The 18,550-nt window shown below is 57.8% G+C and carries 18 protein-coding genes; 10 read left to right on the forward strand and 8 right to left on the reverse strand.

Annotation, left to right across the window (positions count from 1 at the left end; genetic code table 11):
• The first annotated feature begins 116 nt into the window (after positions 1-116).
• From BIND_RS16815 to BIND_RS16830, 4 genes are all read left to right on the forward strand, one after another.
• Complete coding sequence (locus BIND_RS16815) at positions 117-806, forward strand: glutathione S-transferase family protein (protein WP_012386220.1); 690 nt, start codon at positions 117-119, stop codon at positions 804-806.
• Between the two features lie 269 nt (positions 807-1,075).
• Positions 1,076-2,254 (forward strand): tRNA epoxyqueuosine(34) reductase QueG, encoded by a 1,179-nt coding sequence (gene queG / locus BIND_RS16820; protein WP_012386221.1) that lies wholly within the window; start codon positions 1,076-1,078, stop codon positions 2,252-2,254.
• Complete coding sequence (locus tag BIND_RS16825; protein WP_012386222.1) at positions 2,251-3,126, forward strand: SDR family oxidoreductase; 876 nt, start codon at positions 2,251-2,253, stop codon at positions 3,124-3,126. Before queG ends, BIND_RS16825 begins: the two co-directional genes overlap by 4 nt.
• 230 nt (positions 3,127-3,356) lie before the next feature.
• Positions 3,357-4,772 (forward strand): sulfotransferase family protein, encoded by a 1,416-nt coding sequence (locus BIND_RS16830; RefSeq protein WP_012386223.1) that lies wholly within the window; start codon positions 3,357-3,359, stop codon positions 4,770-4,772.
• A gap of 103 nt (positions 4,773-4,875) precedes the next feature.
• Here BIND_RS16830 and BIND_RS16835 read toward each other — a convergent pair whose 3' ends face one another.
• The 8 genes from BIND_RS16835 to BIND_RS16865 all read right to left on the reverse strand — a co-directional run bounded on the left by BIND_RS16835 (position 4,876) and on the right by BIND_RS16865 (position 11,511).
• Positions 4,876-5,550 carry a beta/alpha barrel domain-containing protein gene (locus BIND_RS16835; protein ID WP_012386224.1) on the reverse strand — a complete coding sequence of 225 codons (675 nt, stop codon included), beginning with the start codon at positions 5,548-5,550 and terminating at the stop codon, positions 4,876-4,878.
• On the reverse strand, positions 5,547-6,560 hold the full coding sequence (pdxA, locus tag BIND_RS16840; protein WP_012386225.1) for a 4-hydroxythreonine-4-phosphate dehydrogenase PdxA: 1,014 nt from the start codon (positions 6,558-6,560) through the stop codon (positions 5,547-5,549). Before pdxA ends, BIND_RS16835 begins: the two co-directional genes overlap by 4 nt.
• A gap of 298 nt (positions 6,561-6,858) precedes the next feature.
• Positions 6,859-8,004 carry a pyrroloquinoline quinone biosynthesis protein PqqE gene (gene pqqE, locus BIND_RS16845; RefSeq protein ID WP_012386226.1) on the reverse strand — a complete coding sequence of 382 codons (1,146 nt, stop codon included), beginning with the start codon at positions 8,002-8,004 and terminating at the stop codon, positions 6,859-6,861.
• Positions 8,001-8,288, reverse strand: coding sequence for a pyrroloquinoline quinone biosynthesis peptide chaperone PqqD (gene pqqD / locus BIND_RS22060; RefSeq protein WP_012386227.1), 288 nt, complete (start codon positions 8,286-8,288; stop codon positions 8,001-8,003). The genes pqqE and pqqD overlap by 4 nt, the downstream gene beginning before the upstream one ends.
• A 33-nt stretch (positions 8,289-8,321) precedes the next feature.
• Positions 8,322-9,086: a pyrroloquinoline-quinone synthase PqqC gene (gene pqqC / locus BIND_RS16855; RefSeq protein WP_012386228.1), complete on the reverse strand. Its 765-nt coding sequence runs from the start codon at positions 9,084-9,086 to the stop codon at positions 8,322-8,324.
• Entirely contained in the window at positions 9,083-9,982 is a 900-nt protein-coding gene (pqqB, locus tag BIND_RS16860; protein WP_012386229.1) for a pyrroloquinoline quinone biosynthesis protein PqqB, read from the reverse strand. The genes pqqC and pqqB overlap by 4 nt, the downstream gene beginning before the upstream one ends.
• 31 nt (positions 9,983-10,013) lie before the next feature.
• Positions 10,014-10,091, reverse strand: coding sequence for a pyrroloquinoline quinone precursor peptide PqqA (gene pqqA / locus BIND_RS22385; RefSeq protein ID WP_081433833.1), 78 nt, complete (start codon positions 10,089-10,091; stop codon positions 10,014-10,016).
• A 136-nt stretch (positions 10,092-10,227) separates the two neighbouring features.
• Positions 10,228-11,511: a polyhydroxyalkanoate depolymerase gene (locus BIND_RS16865; RefSeq protein WP_012386230.1), complete on the reverse strand. Its 1,284-nt coding sequence runs from the start codon at positions 11,509-11,511 to the stop codon at positions 10,228-10,230.
• 975 nt (positions 11,512-12,486) lie between these two features.
• On the opposite strand from BIND_RS16865, the gene BIND_RS16870 reads away from it, so the two are divergent.
• From BIND_RS16870 to yihA, 6 genes are all read left to right on the forward strand, one after another.
• On the forward strand, positions 12,487-13,833 hold the full coding sequence (locus BIND_RS16870; RefSeq protein ID WP_012386231.1) for an ActS/PrrB/RegB family redox-sensitive histidine kinase: 1,347 nt from the start codon (positions 12,487-12,489) through the stop codon (positions 13,831-13,833).
• Positions 13,834-14,179: 346 nt separating this feature from the next.
• Entirely contained in the window at positions 14,180-14,746 is a 567-nt protein-coding gene (locus BIND_RS16875; RefSeq protein ID WP_050764204.1) for an ActR/PrrA/RegA family redox response regulator transcription factor, read from the forward strand.
• A 263-nt stretch (positions 14,747-15,009) separates the two neighbouring features.
• A complete protein-coding gene (gene rpmH / locus BIND_RS16880) occupies positions 15,010-15,144 on the forward strand; it encodes a 50S ribosomal protein L34 (protein WP_012386233.1) in 135 nt (44 codons plus the stop codon).
• Positions 15,145-15,203: 59 nt separating this feature from the next.
• Positions 15,204-15,887 carry a ribonuclease P protein component gene (locus BIND_RS16885; RefSeq protein WP_012386234.1) on the forward strand — a complete coding sequence of 228 codons (684 nt, stop codon included), beginning with the start codon at positions 15,204-15,206 and terminating at the stop codon, positions 15,885-15,887.
• Positions 15,884-17,698, forward strand: coding sequence for a membrane protein insertase YidC (gene yidC / locus BIND_RS16890; protein ID WP_012386235.1), 1,815 nt, complete (start codon positions 15,884-15,886; stop codon positions 17,696-17,698). Before BIND_RS16885 ends, yidC begins: the two co-directional genes overlap by 4 nt.
• A 2-nt stretch (positions 17,699-17,700) precedes the next feature.
• A complete protein-coding gene (gene yihA / locus BIND_RS16895) occupies positions 17,701-18,435 on the forward strand; it encodes a ribosome biogenesis GTP-binding protein YihA/YsxC (RefSeq protein ID WP_012386236.1) in 735 nt (244 codons plus the stop codon).
• Positions 18,436-18,550 lie beyond the last annotated feature (115 nt).

Raw genomic sequence — 18,550 nt, forward strand, 5'->3', positions numbered from 1 at the left:
CCGGCCTATAGAACGAAGCTTCGTGATGGCCCGGCGCCTTCGTTCTCGTGCCGCGGCGATGTCCCAGGCATCTAGAATAGCCCGCCCGTAAGCCGCCCCGAGAACCCGCCCGCCGAATGGTCACGCTTTTTCACCATCCGCTCTGCCCCCATTCCCGCTTCGTCCGGTTGCTGCTCGGCGAATATGGGATCGAGCCACGCCTGATCGAGGAAAAGACCTTCGAACGGCGGCCAGACTTTTTGGCGCTCAATCCGGCCGGCACCACGCCCGTCCTGATCGAGGCCGATTATGTGGTGCCCGGCGCCGAAGTCATCGCTGAATATCTCGATGAAACGCGCGGTCTCGGTCTCGGCCGTCATCGGCTGCTGCCGGATGATCCGATCGAACGGATCGAGGTGCGCCGCCTCTATGATTGGTTCGCGCGCAAGTTTTTCCAGGAAGTGTCTGACTGGCTGATTACCGAGAAGGTCACCAAACGCTATATGACGCGCGCCCAGGGCGGCGGTGGGCCGGATATGGAAGTGGTGCGCGTGGCACGCAGCAATATCCGTTATCATCTGCGTTATATCGGCTATCTCGCGGGACGCCGGAACTGGCTGGCGGGAGATAGGATGACCCATGCCGACCTCGCCGCGGCGGCGCAGATCTCCTGCATCGACTTTCTGGGCGATGTCCCTTGGGAAGAGGATGAGGCCGCGAAACTCTGGTATGCGCGGGTGAAATCACGCCCCTCTTTCCGGTCTTTGCTCAACGATCGCCTACCGGGCCTCGCGCCCGCCGCCGTTTACGCCGATCTGGATTTCTAAAAGAAAGCACACACCCAAAGCGGAACACTTTGGGGATAAGGACGACCAGGTCAAACAAGAGATCGAGCCTTTTCTTCACTCCCGTGAGGGGCGGCGGCAGCACCGCATATACGCCGGCAAGGACTCCAATTGCTGAGCGATCGTCATGAGACATCGTTCCACCCAGGATTCTTCCAACTCCACAAGATCCAATATGCCGACGCGATGCTCTCCCTTGCACTTGAGAGCCCGTCTGGATTATCAAACCCTGAAGATCTGCCGGCACGGCCATGGATCAGACCCAGGAAAAAGCCTTCAAGATAGCGCTCCTCAATGAAGCCAGGGCACAGGGCTTCACGCTCTGCCGTGTGACGCATCCAGGCGCGCTTCCCGATGCACCAGTGCGTTTGCGCGCGTGGCTCGACAAAGGTGCTGCCGGCGACATGGACTGGATGCGCGAGACCGAGGCGCGCCGCGCCGATCCCCGCATATTGTGGCCGGAGGTGCAGAGCATCATCATGCTCGGCATGAATTATGGGCCCGCAGAACCTCCCCTCGCGCATCTCTTTGAGCCCGAACGGGGCAATATTTCCGTCTATGCGCGCGGGCGCGACTATCACGATGTCATCAAGGGGCGCTTGAAACTCCTCGCCGGCTGGCTTCTCGCTCACGCCCGCAAAACCCGGCTTGTCGCGGAAGAACCCGCCCTCAAAGTGTTCATCGACACAGCCCCAGTAATGGAAAAGCCGCTCGCGGCCGCAGCGGGCCTTGGCTGGCAAGGACGCCATAGCAATCTCGTCTCGCGCGAGGCCGGCTCCTGGCTGTTCCTCGGCTCGATCTTCACGACTCTGCCTCTCTCTCCCGACAGGCCAGAATCCGATCATTGCGGCTCCTGCCACGCCTGTCTCGATATTTGTCCGACATCGGCCTTTCCCCAGCCTTACGTACTCGATGCGCGCCGGTGCATTTCCTATCTGACTATCGAGCACAAGGGGCCCATCCCTCCAGAGTTTCGTAAAAAGATCGGCAATCGCATTTATGGCTGCGACGATTGCCTTGCGGTTTGCCCCTGGAATAAATTCGCCAAAGCGGCATCTGAAACAAAGCTTTTGGCGCGCGCGGAATGGACCGCCCCGCCGCTCCATCTTCTGCTCGGCCTTAACGATGCCGCTTTTCGGCGCTTCTTCGCGGGGAGCCCGATCAAACGGATCGGGCGGGTACGGTTCTTGCGCAATGTCCTGATCGCTGCTGGCAATTCGGGCGATCGATCGTTGATCGTGTCGGTGAGGACTCTCCTCGACGATGAAGCACCGCTCGTGCGCGGCGCGGCGATCTGGGCATTAGCGGAACTTTTGCCGCGAACGGAATTTCTTACCCTTGCGGGGCGGCTTGCCCCGCGCGAAAAGGACATGAGTGTCCTGCTCGAATGGGTGCAAGCGGGCGTAACGGAAAAGGGCGTTTTTGCATGAAGCTGTTTGTCTTCGGCCTCGGTTATAGCGCCTTGCATTTCATCGATCGTTTCGGCGCCTCATTTGAAACGATCAGCGGCACGGTGCGCACGGAAGAAAAAGTCCAGCAATTGGCAAGCGACCAGATTACGCCCCTTCTGTTTGGCCCCGAAAAGGAAGATCCGGCGATTCTCGACTGGCTCGGCGCAGCCGATGCCGTCATCGTCTCGATTCCTCCCGGTGTCTCGGTCGATCCGGTGCTATCGCGATTCGGTCGCCGCATTGCGGGCCTGCACCGACCGCAGACAATCATCTATCTTTCGACCATAGGCGTTTATGGCGATCGCCAAGGCCAATGGGTCGATGAATCACGGCCCGCCACACCGACATCGGAACGCGCCCGCACGCGCGTTCAAGCGGAAAAATCCTGGGCCGCACTCGGCAAAAGCAAGGAAAAAAACGTTCACGTGCTGCGTCTTGCCGGCATTTACGGGCCGGGCCGTAATGCGCTCGTCAATCTGCGCGCTGGCACGGCCCATCGCATCATCAAGCCGGATCAGGTGTTCAACCGCATTCATGTCGATGATATCGCCAGTGCCATCGCCGGGGCGCTCGCCTATGATGGCCGCAACGAGGTCTGGAACGTCTCCGATGACGAACCGGCACCGCCGCAAGACGTGGTCACCTATGCGGCAGAGCTTTTGGGTGTGACGCCGCCGCCGGAAATCACCCTTGAGGCGGCCGAGATCAGCCCGCTGACCCGTAGCTTCTATGCGGAAAACAAACGCGCCTCGAATTTGAAGCTTAAACAGGAATTGCGGATGGAACTTGCTTATCCCACCTATCGCGAGGGCCTGACCGCTCTATGGGAAGGCGGCGAGGGACGGCTTTAAGGAGAATTCCCTCACAAGATGTTAATGATGATGACATCTTATTGATTATACAGTTGAAATAATTATTTTCACATATTCGTGCGCACCCTATTAAAAGTCATTTTATGAAGTAGTTCTTTCACTGGCCCCTTCGGCCTCACCCAAGCGCTATATATTGCTAATAATAGCGATCCTTTTTGCGATTCGTCCGTAAATGCAAAATGGGTGTGAGAAGGAGGATGGATGTCACGATGACCGCGATTGATCAGGTTTACCAGGCAAGGACTGGATTGCCATCTGCCACAAGCCCGATGCTGAAACCGATTTACATTATCCTCGGTATGCATCGGAGCGGCACGTCCTTGTGCTCCAGCATCATGAGCGGGCTCGGCATCAATATGGCCGATGAAAAAGGCGAGGGACTCGGCAACGAGCTTGGCCATTGGGAGCGTTGGGATCTCGTCGCCCTCCATGACGAGATCCTGGCCTTTTTCAATCGAGCTTTTTATTCACCCACACACGATTTTCCGCTGCCGCCTGCCTGGTGGGCCGAGCCGGCCATTCAACCTGTTCTCTCCCGTTTGGAACAATTGATCGCCGATAAAGTGGCACATACTGACACTTTCGGCTTCAAGGATCCCCGTACCTGCAAGCTCATGCCTGCCTGGAAACGGATTTTGGCCCGTCTCCACCTCAGGCCGAAATACGTCCTTTGCACCCGCAATCCGGCCCATGTCGCGGCCTCCTTGAAAGCCAGAGATGGCCTTGATCCCGCAATCGGCGAATATCGATGCCTCGATTATCTCATTGAATGCTTTCGTTATACGATCGATCAGGACGTTCTGGTAATCGATTACGAGGATTGGTTCGAGGATCCATTCGGTACGGCGCAGCGTCTACAAAATTTCCTTGACCTTGAAACCGCACAATCACAGCAGGATATCCAAATTGCGGTGAGCCATCTCGTCCATTCAGAGATGAATCGGCAGGGGCGCAATGACATGAAGGCGCGCCAGCCGCTCGTTCGTCATGTCTACGAACTGATCCGGCAATCTTCAAAAAACCCGGACGCTTTCGAAAAAGTCCGGCACTTTGCCGATCAGTTCATCGCCTTCAGACAGCTTCTTACACCTTTCGAGATTCAGTTACAGCAAATACAAGATACCGCACACGCCCAACTCGGTTCGGTTCAAGCGCTTTACGATCAATCGATGCAACAAAATAGCGCGTTGCAGCATGCCCTGCAGGCGCAGACTCTCGCCCGTGAAAGCGCTGAGCAAGCCAATGCCGAGGCACATGCTGCCTTGCAGATACAAACCGTCGCCTGGGAAAACGCCGACCGCGCCACTGCGGAAGCGCATGCTGCCTTGCAGATACAAATCCTCGCCCGCAAAAGTGCCGAGCAAGCCAATGCCGAACAAACCCTCGCTCGCGAGAACGCGAATGCTGAAACGCATGCTGTTTTGGATGCAACGATAGCGGAACGAGATCATCTACGTGCCGCCTTGACTACCAATGAGCAACTTATCGCGGAATTGCAGCAATCCGTTCAGGCCCAAACCCTCGCCCGCGAAAACGCTGAAGCCGCTCTGCTTGCGGTACCGCGACAGCCAAAATGGCTTCAGCCGATTCTGGCTCCCCATAAATTATGGCAGAAAACTCAATAGGCGGAGAAATGCCACTCAAGGGTGTCAAACTCGTCTGCTCTGAAGCATCGCTCGTAAAGTCGCATTCACGAGCGATGCTGCTCGTCTTTGTGACCGCGTCAAATTATCCCGCGAAGCCGGCGATTGCCGCCAACTGATCGTCCAGATTGGGGCCCCCTCCTGGAAAGCGCCCATCCAGAGCGGATGTGCCGACCGTAAAGCCGGCTGCTCCTCCCTTGCGGATGGCCTCGATCCGTTCCGGTCGATCCACCGATCCTGCGATAATGACCGGTTTGTCGATGGCGCTGCAGACCGCTTTTATCAGGGATGGTCCGTCATTTGCCGAGCGATAGGCGAGCAGATCAAGACCGTGTACGCCTGAATAGGCGGCCAGAGTCCGGGCACTGGCGACGATATCGGACGTCGATCCCATGAGGATGCTGGGATGGCCGACAATTCGTCCAGGAAAAGGATAATAGCGGATCTTCGAGTCTTCCAGAAGCCGGACGACATCCTCCACATGGGTGCCGCCGAGCAGGTAATCGACGCCCAGATCAACCGCCGCCTCCACAGATCTGATTTCACTCTCCCGGTCGAGAGAGACAACCTCGAGATAGATAGACGCAGAGCCCGCCCGGATCTGCCGGGTGAGATCGCGGAGCGCGGTGAAAGGCAGCCCAACATCCTTGAAACCAATATGGCGAATTCCCGCTTTACAGGCGGTTTCGACATGTCGGGCGGCATCCGGCACGGTTCGATCATTGCGTGTGAGCATGAAAATGAAATCGCACTGTTTCATGACATGGCTCCAGAGAAGAAGGGAGTCGGAACCTTCAGCCGTGTAGCATAATCGAACGCTGTCTCGAGGCTGGAAGAATCAGCAATGCCACGCCCCGCAATATCGAAAGCGGTCCCATGGTCCGGGCTGGTGCGGACAAATGGCAAGCCGAGCGTGATGTTAACGCCTTTTTCCAACCCCATGAACTTCACCGGGATCAGGCCCTGGTCGTGATATTGCGCGACGACCACATCGAACTTGCCGAGGCGCGCCTGCATGAAGACAGTATCGCCAGGCCACGGTCCCGTTGCATCGATGCCCTCGGCGCGCGCCGCCGCGATCGCCGGCGTGATGATGCGGATTTCCTCGTCACCGAACAAGCCACCCTCTCCGGCATGCGGGTTCAGACCCGCCACCGCGATACGCGGCTGCACGATGCCGAGAGCACGCGCCCCCTCATGCGCCAGACGGATGGCTTGCATCTGCGCCGGGAAATCCGCTTTGCGGATCGCATCCGCAAGCGAACAATGGATCGTCACGAGCACCGTACGGATCTCGTCATTGGCCAGCATCATGGCAACGTGCTGCGCGCCGCCCTGTTCGGCCAAGATTTCCGTATGACCAGGATAGTGGATGCCGGCGGCAGCCAGAGCTTCCTTATGGATTGGCGCCGTGACGATGCCCCGGATCGTTCCTTGCCGAGCCAGCCCGATAGCGGTGACAATGGCGTCATAGGCCGCCTGACCACTGACCGCGGAAACACGCCCGACCGCTGGCAAGGTCGCGAGCGATGAGGAGGCCAGTACGTTCAGGACGCCATCCTCGCATCCCGCCTCCTCGACCGTCGCGATCCTGCGTATTTGAACGGCAACTCCAAGGTTCGCGATAGCATGCTCCATCACCAGCGGATCGCCGACGACGATCCAGTTCCGTTTATCAGGACGGCGCAGATACATTTTTGCGATGATTTCCGGACCGATGCCGGAGGGGTCGCCCATGGTGACGGCGAGAGGATGATCAAGCATTACCATCGATCGGAGACCTTTGAAAAAACGCCGGAGACGTCCATGCCGCCGTTCGGGGTGAATGATCCGATCCGTTCTGGTTTTCCGAGGACGGCACAGAATACCCCCTCATCGATCCGACGAAACTGAACGTCACGGAAAGCGTCAAGGCACTCGTATCCACCCTCATCGAAGCGCGACTCGTCGCGGTTCAATGAGGGCAAGTGGATACGGTTTTAAAAGTGACGTATCGAGAATCTATGATTCTCGATATTCGTGGGCTCACTCGACCGGCAAGCCTCTCAGGTCACACGTTTCCTCAAATTTACACAGATGAAACGGGCTGTTTCTGCCGCCGGTAAACATAAGGCACCTCGGCCGCGCCCTCTTGCCGAAAACCAGCCACGGCGGCCACTTTATCGTGGTCAGGCGAAGCGATACAGACAGGATCGGTCCGCGAGGCATCCCCCGTCAAAGCAAGCGCCTGACAGCGGCAGCCTCCAAAATCAATCTCTTTTCTTTCGCAGGACGCACAAGGCTCACGCATCCAGGCGGTGCCACGAAAGGCCTCAAACGCCGGTGAATGAAACCAAATGTCGGCCAGGGACATATCGCGCACATTGGCGAAGTTAAGACCTGGAATCGTTTCGGCGGCGTGACAGGGAAGCGCCTTACCGGTTGGCGTTATGTTCAAGGTCCGTCTCGCCCAGCCACCCATGCAAGCCTTGGGATAGCGAGCATGGTAATCGGGCATCACATGATCGATGACAATCGTGCCCGCATAGGTCTGACGCAAGGCTTCGACTTCGGCGACCGCCGCTTCCGCTTCAGTTCGTCCCGGCATGAGAGCGGCGCGATTGACAAGGCCCCAGCCGTAATATTGTGTATGCGCGATCTCGACCCGGCGCGCACCGAGCTTGACCGCCATTTCGACCATTTTTCCAGCGCGGCTGACATTGGCATGGTGAATGACCGCATTCACGGTCAAAGGAAGGCCCGCCTTGATGACCCAAGCAGCAACCGCCTGCTTTTTAGCATAGGCCCCTTCATAACCGGCAATCCGGTCGGCGGAGGCGGCTTCAGCATCCTGAATTGACAATTGCACATGATCGAGTCCGGCTTCGCTCAGAGCCTCGACGCCTCTTTCAGTGAGACCGATGCCGGAAGTGATCAGATTGGTATAAAGGCCGATCTTCGCACAATGCGTGACAATCTCGGTAAGATCGCGCCGCGCAACAGGCTCGCCGCCAGAAAGATGCACCTGCAGAACACCCAGTGCCGCCGCCTCGGAAAAGACGCGGTTCCAGGTCGCCGTATCAAGTTCATGGGCGAGCGGTTCAAGCTCCAAAGGATTCGAGCAATAGGGACAGGCAAGCGGGCAACGATGGGTCAGTTCCGCGAGCAAGCCCAAGGGTGGGGCAACGGGCGGAGTAAGCGGCGGCGCAACGTTCTGCGGGCTCGTCTCGTTCATAGATCCAACATGCGTTTACTGGCCAATTCGCCAAGCAGCGCGCGGACATCGCGCTCGATGAGCGCCGGATCGGCGGAAAATTGCGCAGCAAGACCGGCGACGATCTCCGCGACATTCGCCTTGCCATCACAGCGTTTCAAAACCTCGATCGCACTCGGATTGGGCTTGACCACACGTTCTGGGGCGAGCAGCAGCCATTCGTCACGCGTCGCATCATGTTTGAGACGGACGCCACGCGGCAGGCGTGGAATGGTGGTCGGCTGAATCGCTGTTTCGACGCCCATTAGTCAATTTGCCTTCGCTCGGCCTGCAAATGTTCAGGCCGCCTGTTCCTTGTCAGAACCTTGCCCCGCCACCCAGGCGCCTGGCGGTACGGCGCCATCAACATAAGCGCCCCATAGAGCATCGAGCTGGGTCCAGAGCACGGAACATTTGAATTCGAGCGCGGCCAGGACCAGGTTCTGTTCCGCTCGGGTTTTGGCATGAGTTTTTACGTAATTCAGGGCAAAATCGCTGTCGCGCTTGGCCTGCACTGGACGCTGCGAGAAATAGGCAAGCGTCTCGCGGCTGACGAAATCATAATGGGCGAGCATGCCGGCCACACGTTCGGAGATGATCGTCGGCGAGAATAATTCCGTCAGCGAGGACGCAATGGCTTCGAGCAGACTGCGGCTCCGGCAGAATTCGACATAGGCTTCCACGGCAAATCGTGTGCCCGGCAAAATGCCTTGCGTCGAGATGACATAGGGCCGCGAAAAGCCAAGACTGTCAGTGAGCTTCAGCCAACGCTCGATACCGCCGTCGCCCGGCTGCAAACCATCATGATCCTCGATGCGCTTGCGCCATTCGCGCCGATCTTCCACCTCGGACATGCGAGTGAGAACCGTGGCATCCTTGATCGGGATCATTGCCTGATAATAATAGCGGTTGAGCGCCCAGGCCTGGACTTCCGTGAAGGAACATTGGCCACTATGCAGACGATGATGGAACCGGTGCAGATTATGGTAACGCTCGGCACCGATCTGGCGCAGCCGCGCCTCGAAGTCTTCCCCTGACAAGAGAACACCGCCAGCTTCCGTCACGCTACTACCTCCATGCCGTCATACGCGACTTGCCAGCCCGCTTTTTCGACCGATGCCCGTTCCGGCGAATCGTCGATCAGGACTGGATTCGTATTATTGATATGGATGTAGATCTTGCGGCCAATTCCGCAATCGGCCAAACGCCGCAGCGAGCCTTCCTCGCCGCTCATCGCGACATGACCCATGCGCCAGGCGGTTTTCTGCGACAGGCCGAGATCGACCATTTCCCGGTCGGTAAACGTCGTGCCATCGAAAAAAAGCAGATCAGCGCCCTTGATGCGCGCAATCACTTGATCCGTGACCGCAGCGCAGCCGGGAATATAGAAAAAGCGCTTGGCACCATCGGTGATCTCAAGCCCCAAGGTGCTTTCGGAAAGTTCGCCGATTTGCACTTTTTCGCCTTCGAGATAAAGCGGCACCTTGCCCGGAACGGCGAAAGCCGTGACAGTCAGGCCAAGGCCCGTATCGCAGGGCACATCGAGAGCGATTTTCTGTGTAGAGACGAGGTCTTTGTTCAAGACACCGAAGACGCTGCCGGCGGCAATTTCCGCCAAAGTCGCGCCCGTGCCGAAAATAGTAAAAGCCTGCTGCTCGCGCAAAGTGAGGAGGCCGGCCAAATGATCGATATCGCCATTGGTCAGGAACACGCCAGCAATCGGCGAATGACGATTACCTTCCTGAGGCTGGACGGCAGTATTTGCCAGGATTTGCTGGCGCAGATCTGGAGAAGCGTTCAGCAATAGCCAGCGCACACCATCGGCGCTGACCGCGAGGCTCGATTGGGTGCGGGGCGTCACGCGTTTATCTCCCGCCCAAGCCAGGCGGCAGACCGGGCAGCGGCAATTCCATTGCGGAAAGCCACCCCCAGCCGCTGACCCCAGGACGAGAACACGCATGCGGCGGTCAGATCCTGGCCAGTCTCAAATCTTAGATTTCAGCAGAAGCGTAGCTCGTCACTTCCATGCCGATGCAAACTTCGATCACAGTGGGGGTTGTCCAGGTCATGTGAACCTCCTCAAAAGCGGCCGGGGCCGTGTCGTTCTTTTCTTGGAGCGGGCGCTCCTAGCTTATGCCTAGCATGCTGGCACCTTGGAAACCATAGTTTCTTTGGTGGGAGCGAAGCCCCCACCAAAAAATGAGATCAAGCGGCGCTGGCGGCGTGGAAATCACGGATGCGCGGCACGACCTCACGGCGATAGCGCGAACCATTGAACACGCCATAATGACCGACCTTTGCCTGCATGTGATAGGCCTTCATCTTATCCGGCACATTGTCGCATAATTCGAGCGCGGCCTCGGTCTGGCCGAGCCCTGAAATATCGTCGCGCTCGCCCTCGACCGCGAGAATGGCGACATGGCGAATCGCGCTAAGATCGACCTTTTCGCCGTGATGGCGCATCTGCCCAAGCGGCAAGGCATGTTTGACGAAAACAGCATCCACCGTCTCGAGATAGAATTCGGCGGTGAGGTCCATCACCGCGAGATATTCATCGTAGAATTCACGATGTTTCTCGGCGGAATCACCATCGTTCTCGACAAGATGATTGAACATGTCGATATGGGCGGTGACATGGCGATCGATATTCATCGCCATGAAGCCCGCGAGCTGCAAAAAGCCCGGATAGACGCTGCGCCCGAAGCCCGGATAGCTATAGGGCACGACATGAATGCAGTTCTCGCGGAACCAGGGCATGCCGCGTTCCCGCGCAAGAAGATTGACGGCGGTCGGACTGCGGCGCGTGTCGATTGGTCCGCCCATCAGCGTCATGGAGGCGGGCACGGCAGGATCATTTTGCGCTTCCATACGGGCAACGGCGGCGATCAGGGGCACCGCGGGCTGGCAGACGCCGATCGTATGCAAGGGCACGTCGGGCTCGCCTCTCGTCTTGGCGGCATTGAGGACCCGGCAGATGTCGATGAGATAATCGATATAATCGTCGAGGCCGAAACTGGCGACCTCCTTCGGCACAAGACGGGCATTCACCCAATCGGTGATATAGACATCGTAACAGGGAAGAAAAGCTTCGACCGTTCCCCGCAGCAATGTTGCATGATGACCCGACATCGGTGCGACGACGAGCAGTTTAGCTTGCCTGGCCAAGGTCGGCGCCAGATCCGGCACGGTGCTCGTATCACGCTCGAAGCGCAAAAGCTGGCCGAAAGGCTTCTGCCAAACGATCTTTTCCCGGATCGGCACACGCGCCTCGCCAATGGTCGTAGCCTCAAAGCCAAAGACCGGCTTTTCATAATGGCGGGTCAGCCGTTCGAAAATCTCCGCCGAAGCGGCGAGATTGCGGCCGACATGCGTATAGGACAAGGGATTGATCGGATTCTTGAACCACTGACGCGTTGCATCCGTGACGATACGGGCCGGCGTCAGCGCCAGATGGGTCATTTCATGCATGCCATAGGAAAACGGATTCATCTTTATTTCCCCCATAACCCCGCCCTTCGCCTTGGAAACGCCCGTGATCAGGCCCTCAGCGCGGACGAGGCTTTCTATGTTTTTGTCTTTTTTGTTCTTTGCCGTTATTGTCGTTGAATATCGTTATTGACCTTGATGAGCGCTTTGGGTCGCCAACCATGAGCGCTTTCTTGCTTGTGCGCCGCTACGCTTGGCGACACGTATCAATGGATCGAACGCGGTTGCCCTGATGAATCGGTCGCCGACTCGCACCCCGGAACCACATCGAGGCACGCGACGACTCTTCAACACGGGACCCAGGATCCAGAAAACTCATCCCCTCAAAGACCAAATTGCCGTCTTGCGAAGGCAAGTCCGGCAATCGGGAACAAGGGATGAATCTTATCGCGCCGGAAATTAAAACTCTACAAATATCTTCAAACATCATTCCAAAGACGTAGGCTTTGCCATTCCCATGCACAAAGCTTTAATAATTTTCTTCCAATCTGTTACGGGCACAAAGTTTCAAGAGCCCGTTCAGTGCATATTCAGATAGAGAAAAAAAGCAGCTTCTATTCAATTACTTAGGTGTATATTTAAGACACCGGCACTGTTTTACAAGACCGGATTTTCGCACCGGCGTTCCCATTTTCGTGTTGGCGCCGACCTATCTTGCCATTTCTCTTGTGATCCCCTCCCCCATGGTCATAAGGATAGAGTTGGACCAGCTGCGGATTTCCACTCCCTCATCTCTCTATATCATTGAAAAAATGGACTTTCGGACACAATATCGGGAACCGCCACTAAGCAGACTTCCCAAAGTCTGCTTACATTTAAAATTGTAGGCAGCATTGATTTTGCTTCAAAAAAGCAAAATCAATCGTGGCTTTAGCCACGCAAGGCTGCTTAGCGTCTCTCGACTGAAGCCCTTCCTGTCATTCTTGCGCGATCGCCGCGCTTTCCTCGCCCTGTCTCCGGAGCTGAGCTTTCCCTGCCATGCCCTCTTTGCCCGATGTCGATCTCAGTCGTCATTCGCGCCGTTTGCGCGTCGATACGCTCATCAAATTGCGCTGGCTGGCGCTGCTTGGCCAAACCGTGGCCGTGCTCGTCACTCATTACGGCTTCGGCTTCAAACTGCCCTTGCTCGCCTGTCTATGCGCGATCATCGCATCAGCCTGCCTGAATATAGGATTACGTCTGCGGTTCGCTCAAACGCACAGGCTGGATGACATTTCCGCCGCGACGACATTTGCCTATGATATTCTTCAACTTTCTGCCCTTCTCTATCTGACCGGCGGATTGCAGAATCCGTTCTCCATGCTGTTCTTCGCGCCCGTGGTCATCGCCGCCGTTTCGCTCTCCGGCCGCGCCACCTTGCTGCTGACCACGCTGATGATCACCGCGACGACGGTTCTCATCTTCGTGCATTATCCCTTGCCCTGGTATGCGAACGAGCAGATCAGCCTGCCCATTCTTTACCGGACCGGAATCTGGATCGCGATCGTGCTCGGAGCCTCGTTCATGGCGATCTATGCCTCCCGCGTTTCCGAGGAGGCGCGCAAACTCGCCGATGCGCTCGCCGCGACGGAATTGGTGCTCGCCCGCGAACAACATCTGATTCAGCTTGATGGGCTTGCCGCGGCAGCGGCCCATGAGCTCGGCACCCCTCTCGCCACCATCACTCTGGTCGCGCGCGACCTCGAGAAGGAATTGAAAAATCTCGCCAGCGATAATGTTTCCCTCCAGGAGGATATCGCCTTGCTGGCCCAGGAAGTCACGCGCTGCCGCACGATCCTCGGCAAACTGACCTCCCTCGGTGAGGATAGCGGCGATATTCTACAACACATGACCTTGAGTCTCCTCCTGGAGGAAGTCGTCGGTCCGCAACGCGATTTCGGCATGCATGTCCGGGTCGAGGCCAAGGGAGAGGGCCGCGAACCGATGTGCCGACGCAATCCCGGCATTTTGTATGGGCTCGGCAATCTCGTCGAAAACGCGATCGATTTCGCCGCCACTGAAGTTCTTATCAGGGCAAGCTGGACTGAAACTGCCGTCAAGATCGTCATCGAGGACGATGGACCGGGTTTCGCCCCGCATGTCATTGGACGGCTCGGTGAACCCTATCTCACTACCCGCGCCGATCGCCGTGCCAAATCCGAGGAAGGATCGGGTCTCGGCCTTGGCTTGTTCATCGCCAAAACCCTACTCGAGCGTTCGGGCGCCCTGGTGACGACGGCCAACAAGCCCATTCCCGACTGCGGCGCGATTATCGCCATTTCCTGGAATCGGGCGGTTTTCGAGCAGGGTCCGAAGGCCAATACGGTCAAGGCTTTTACCTCTTGAACAGATGCATTCATCAGGGGCCGGCCCAAATGTCGCCCCCTCGGTCACGCAAATGTTGTACAAAACGCGCGCAAAATGGTTAGAATAGCTTCAGCTCAGGCTTAGGTTTTACGCATGAGCGCGTCACTCGCGCGTATTGTCCGGGCGAGCCATCAACGAAGGATCTGTCCCCGCATCCAAACAACCATGCCGTGGACCGGCCTCGCGCCTGGGGCTCTCCTTTTTGTAAACACGTCGGATTTGTCCCGAAGCCGCTTTATTCCTCCGTTCCGTCCGGCACCCGCTGGACGCATAGCGATCCAGGGTAAAACCCATGAATGCAGCCGAACATCTCCAGCCCGAATCGATGGAAACGCAGGCCGTCACCGATCCGAACCATGATCTTGGAGCCGATCGTAGCCTGCTCATTGTCGATGACGACAAGCCGTTTTTGACCCGCCTCGTCCGCACTATGGAACTGCGTGGTTTCGCCGTCACGGCGGCCTCCTCCGTCGCAGAGGGGCTCGCCGCCATTGCGCAGCAAGCGCCGGCCTTCGCCGTCATCGACATGCGACTTGGCGATGGCAATGGTCTCGACGTCATTTCCGAATTGAAGACCAAACGCCCCGATGCGCGCGGCATCATTCTGACGGGCTACGGCAATATCGTGACAGCCGTCACCGCGGTCAAACTGGGCGCGTTCGATTATCTCGCCAAACCCGCCGATGCCGATGAAATCTACCATGCCCTGATCGCGACGCGTCACGACAAGGCCGAAGTGCCAGAACATCCGATGTCGGCCGATCGCGTACGCTGGGAACATATTCAGCGCATCTACGAACTTTGCGGCCGCAATGTTTCAGAGACAGCGCGTCGTCTCAACATGCATCGGCGCACCCTGCAACGCATTCTGGCCAAGCGAGCCCCACGCTGACACGGCCTGTCGGCATCCGTATGATTTTCAGTAGCGGCAATTCGATGATGACAAGGCGCTACGGAAATTGACTTTCCCGGCCGTCTCCTTCTATATGCAGGCAATTTTCCGCCTCGGCAGGCAGGCCCGCCAGACGGCAATTTAACCACCTTTTCTTCAATCCATGCCGGAGACCCGCGCGCCGAACCTCGTTTCGAATGCAAATTTTTCAAAATTTGCATGCCGCCCTCCAGCCGTCCTGATATCGCACGGGAGCCTTAGTCGTGAAGCGTACCTATCAACCGAGCAAGATCGTGCGCAAGCGCCGTCACGGATTCCGCGCCCGCATGGCCACGGTCGGCGGTCGCAAGGTCCTGGCGGCTCGGCGCGCGCGTGGCCGCAAGCGCTTGTCGGCTTGAGGAATTCTGGCTCCACGCCTCAATCCCATGACGACCTCCGCGTCGATCCTCAGCCACGCGTGAACTCTGACGTCGTGGTGGATGATTCGCGTCTTTCCCCAAGGTTGACCGCACCCCCGTCGCCTGCTCCTCGTCCCCCTGTGGCGAGGATCCGCAAGCGGCGGGATTTTCTGCGCGCCGCCAAAGGCAAAAGGGTGCATTGCGAGGCCTTCTCCCTGCAATCCATCCCGCGTGAGCCGATGGATCTGCCCTCAAAAGGTCAAGACGGGCAAGATCTGGAGAAAGAGAATCCGACCTCGAAAGCCTCCGCCAATGCGGCGGCTTTGGCCTCTTCCAGTGGCCCATCCGGCCTTCCCGCTCGGTTCGGCTTCACGGTGACCCGAAAAACGGGCCATGCGGTTCAGCGCAACCGGATTCGCCGCCGCCTGAAGGAAGCGTTACGTCATCTCGCCGATACGCTGGCTGACCCATCCGCCGATCTACCGGCCAAGCCGGGCCATGATTATGTGATCATTGCCCGGCCTGCGGCCTTGGCCATGCCGTTCTGCGATTTACAAGCCACGCTTCGGCAGGCCCTGATCAAGGTCGACAAAGCCAAGATCCACAAATCCGAGACCCGGAAAAACAAATCTTCCGCGCCGAATGCCCCTGAAACCACGCGGTCCCAGGGCGGCGAAAAAGCCACGGCGCGCCCTAAACAACCAGCCAATGGCAAAACCCCAAGGGGCCGATCCAACCCATGAAGCAGGACAGTCGAAATCTTTATCTGGCAATCGGCCTGTCGCTCCTCGTCCTCATCGGCTGGAACTATTTCTTTGCCGGGCCGCAGGTGGAAAAAGCGCGTCAGGCTCAGATTGTGCGGGAACAGCAGGCGCAAACACAAACCACGAGTGACACGACAGCACGCTCTGACTTGAACGTCCCTGGCCAGCGCAGCCTTCCCGGTGAGAGCCCGCAAACGCAATTGAGCCGGCCGGAAGCCCTTGCGGCCTCCCCGCGCGTGAAACTCGACACGCCCAATCTGTTCGGCTCGATCAATCTACGAGGCGCTCGGATCGACGATGTCTCGCTGAAGGCCTATCGCGAGACCGTGGCCAAGGACAGCCCCAATATCGTTCTGCTCTCTCCGAGCGGCACGCCCGCACCCTATTATGCCGACGCCGGTTTCGTCGCGCCGGCCGAGGCCGGTCTCCTGCTGCCGAAATCCGACACGCTCTGGAGCGCCGATCGCGAGGTCCTGACGCCGGAGGCGCCGGTCACCTTGACCTATGACAATGGGCAAGGCCTCATCTTCCATCGCACCATTTCGGTCGATGACCGTTTCATGTTCACCTTGACCGACAAGGTTGAAAACAAGACCGACAAACCGGTCACCCTTTATCCCTATTCCCTGGTTTCGCGGCACGGCCGCCCGGTGACGGCTGGCTATGCCGTCCTGCATGAAGGCATGGTCGGCGTCATCGGCGACAATGGCTTGCAAGAAATCACCTACGATAAGATCCATAAGGAAGAAAACGCCACCAAAAGCTTCAAGGGCACCGGCGGCTGGCTCGGCTTTACCGATAAATATTGGGCGGCGGTGATCGCGCCCGATCAAGCGACGCCCTTCGAGGGTCGTTTCTCCGAACGCGGCACCACCACGCCCCTCTATCAGACCGATGCTTTGGGGCCCGCCTTGACCATCGCGCCGGGCGGCACGGGGGGCGACATGAGCCGGCTCTTCGCCGGCGCCAAGGAAACCCAGACGCTTGACGATTATCGCAACGAACTCGGCATCAAGAAATTCGATCTCCTGATCGACTGGGGCTATTTCTATTTCATTACCCGGCCGATGTTCTGGATTCTCCACACGATCTATCAGGTCGTCGGCAATTTCGGCGTCGCCATTCTCTGCATCACCGTCCTCGTCAAGGCTGTGTTCTTTCCGCTCGCCAATCGCAGCTATCTGTCGATGGCCAAGATGAAAGCCATCCAGCCGCAAATGCTGGCGCTGCGCGAGCGTTATGCCGACGATAAGGTGAAGCAGCAGCAGGAATTGATGGAGCTCTATAAGCGCGAAAAGATCAATCCGGTCGCCGGCTGCCTGCCCATGCTGATCCAGATCCCGGTTTTCTTCGCGCTCTACAAAGTGCTCTTCGTCACGATCGAAATGCGGCAAGCGCCCTTCTTCGGCTGGATCCGCGACCTCTCAGCGCCCGACCCGACCAATATTTTCAATCTGTTCGGCCTGCTGCCCTTCGATCCGACGCATCTGCCGATGATCGGCCATTTCCTGGCGATCGGCATTTGGCCACTCATCATGGGCGTGTCCATGTTCTTCCAGATGAAGATGAACCCCGAACCCGCCGATCCCGTCCAGAAACAGATGTTCTCCTGGATGCCGGTGATCTTCACCTTCATGCTCGGGACCTTCCCCTCCGGTCTCGTCATCTATTGGACCTGGAACAACACGCTTTCCGTCCTGCAGCAGAGCCTCATCATGAAGCGCGCTGGCGTCAAGGTCGAGCTCTGGGACAATCTGATGAGCACGTTCCGCAAAAAGGCTGTGACCTGATCATGGCCGCTGCGCCGAACGTCGTGCCGGAAACACAAGGGCCAGAGGTCGGGCTCGATCCAATCTCCGATGCGGAAGAGATCGAGGCCGGCCGCAAGCTTTTTGCGCAGGAATGCACGTTTTTTTGGGGCGCTGCGGCGCGCAGCCAATTGCCGCCCGAAGGCGCTCCGGAAATCGCTTTCGCCGGCCGCTCCAACGTCGGCAAAAGCTCGCTTCTCAACGCGCTCACGGGCCGCAAAACACTGGCGCGCACATCACACACGCCGGGCCGCACGCAAGAGCTCAATTTTTTTGCTCTCGGTCCAACCATCGAGAGCGCGCGGATGCGACTCGTCGATATGCCCGGTTATGGCTATGCCGCCGCCTCCAAGGAGAAGATTGCCGCCTGGACCTCGCTTTGCCGCGATTTTCTGCGTGGACGCGTGCCTCTGCTGCGGGTCTATGTCCTGATCGACGGAAGGCACGGTTTGAAACCGATTGACAGCGAGACGCTCGACCTCTTGGATCAATCCGCCATTTCCTACCAGATCGTTCTGACGAAACGCGACGAAGTCAAGAAATCCGAACAGGCCGCCCGCATCGCGTCCGTCAAAGCCGCGCTCGCCAAACGACCCGCCGCCTATCCGGACGTGATCTTTACCTCCTCGCAAAGCGGCGAAGGCATTGCCGATCTGCGCGCGGCCATAGCGCGTCTTCTGGCCCAACAAACGTCTGGAAACGCAATAAACCTGTCATGATCCCTTCTTTTAATTGCACGCGGCACCAGACCGCCGCATCGAGATAATCTTTATCGAGCAATTTCGTGAGTTTCACCTGAACTCATAGCGCTCTAGGGCACAACACCTGATGACA

It is taken from the genome of Beijerinckia indica subsp. indica ATCC 9039 (genome assembly GCF_000019845.1).
Classification (GTDB): domain Bacteria; phylum Pseudomonadota; class Alphaproteobacteria; order Rhizobiales; family Beijerinckiaceae; genus Beijerinckia; species Beijerinckia indica.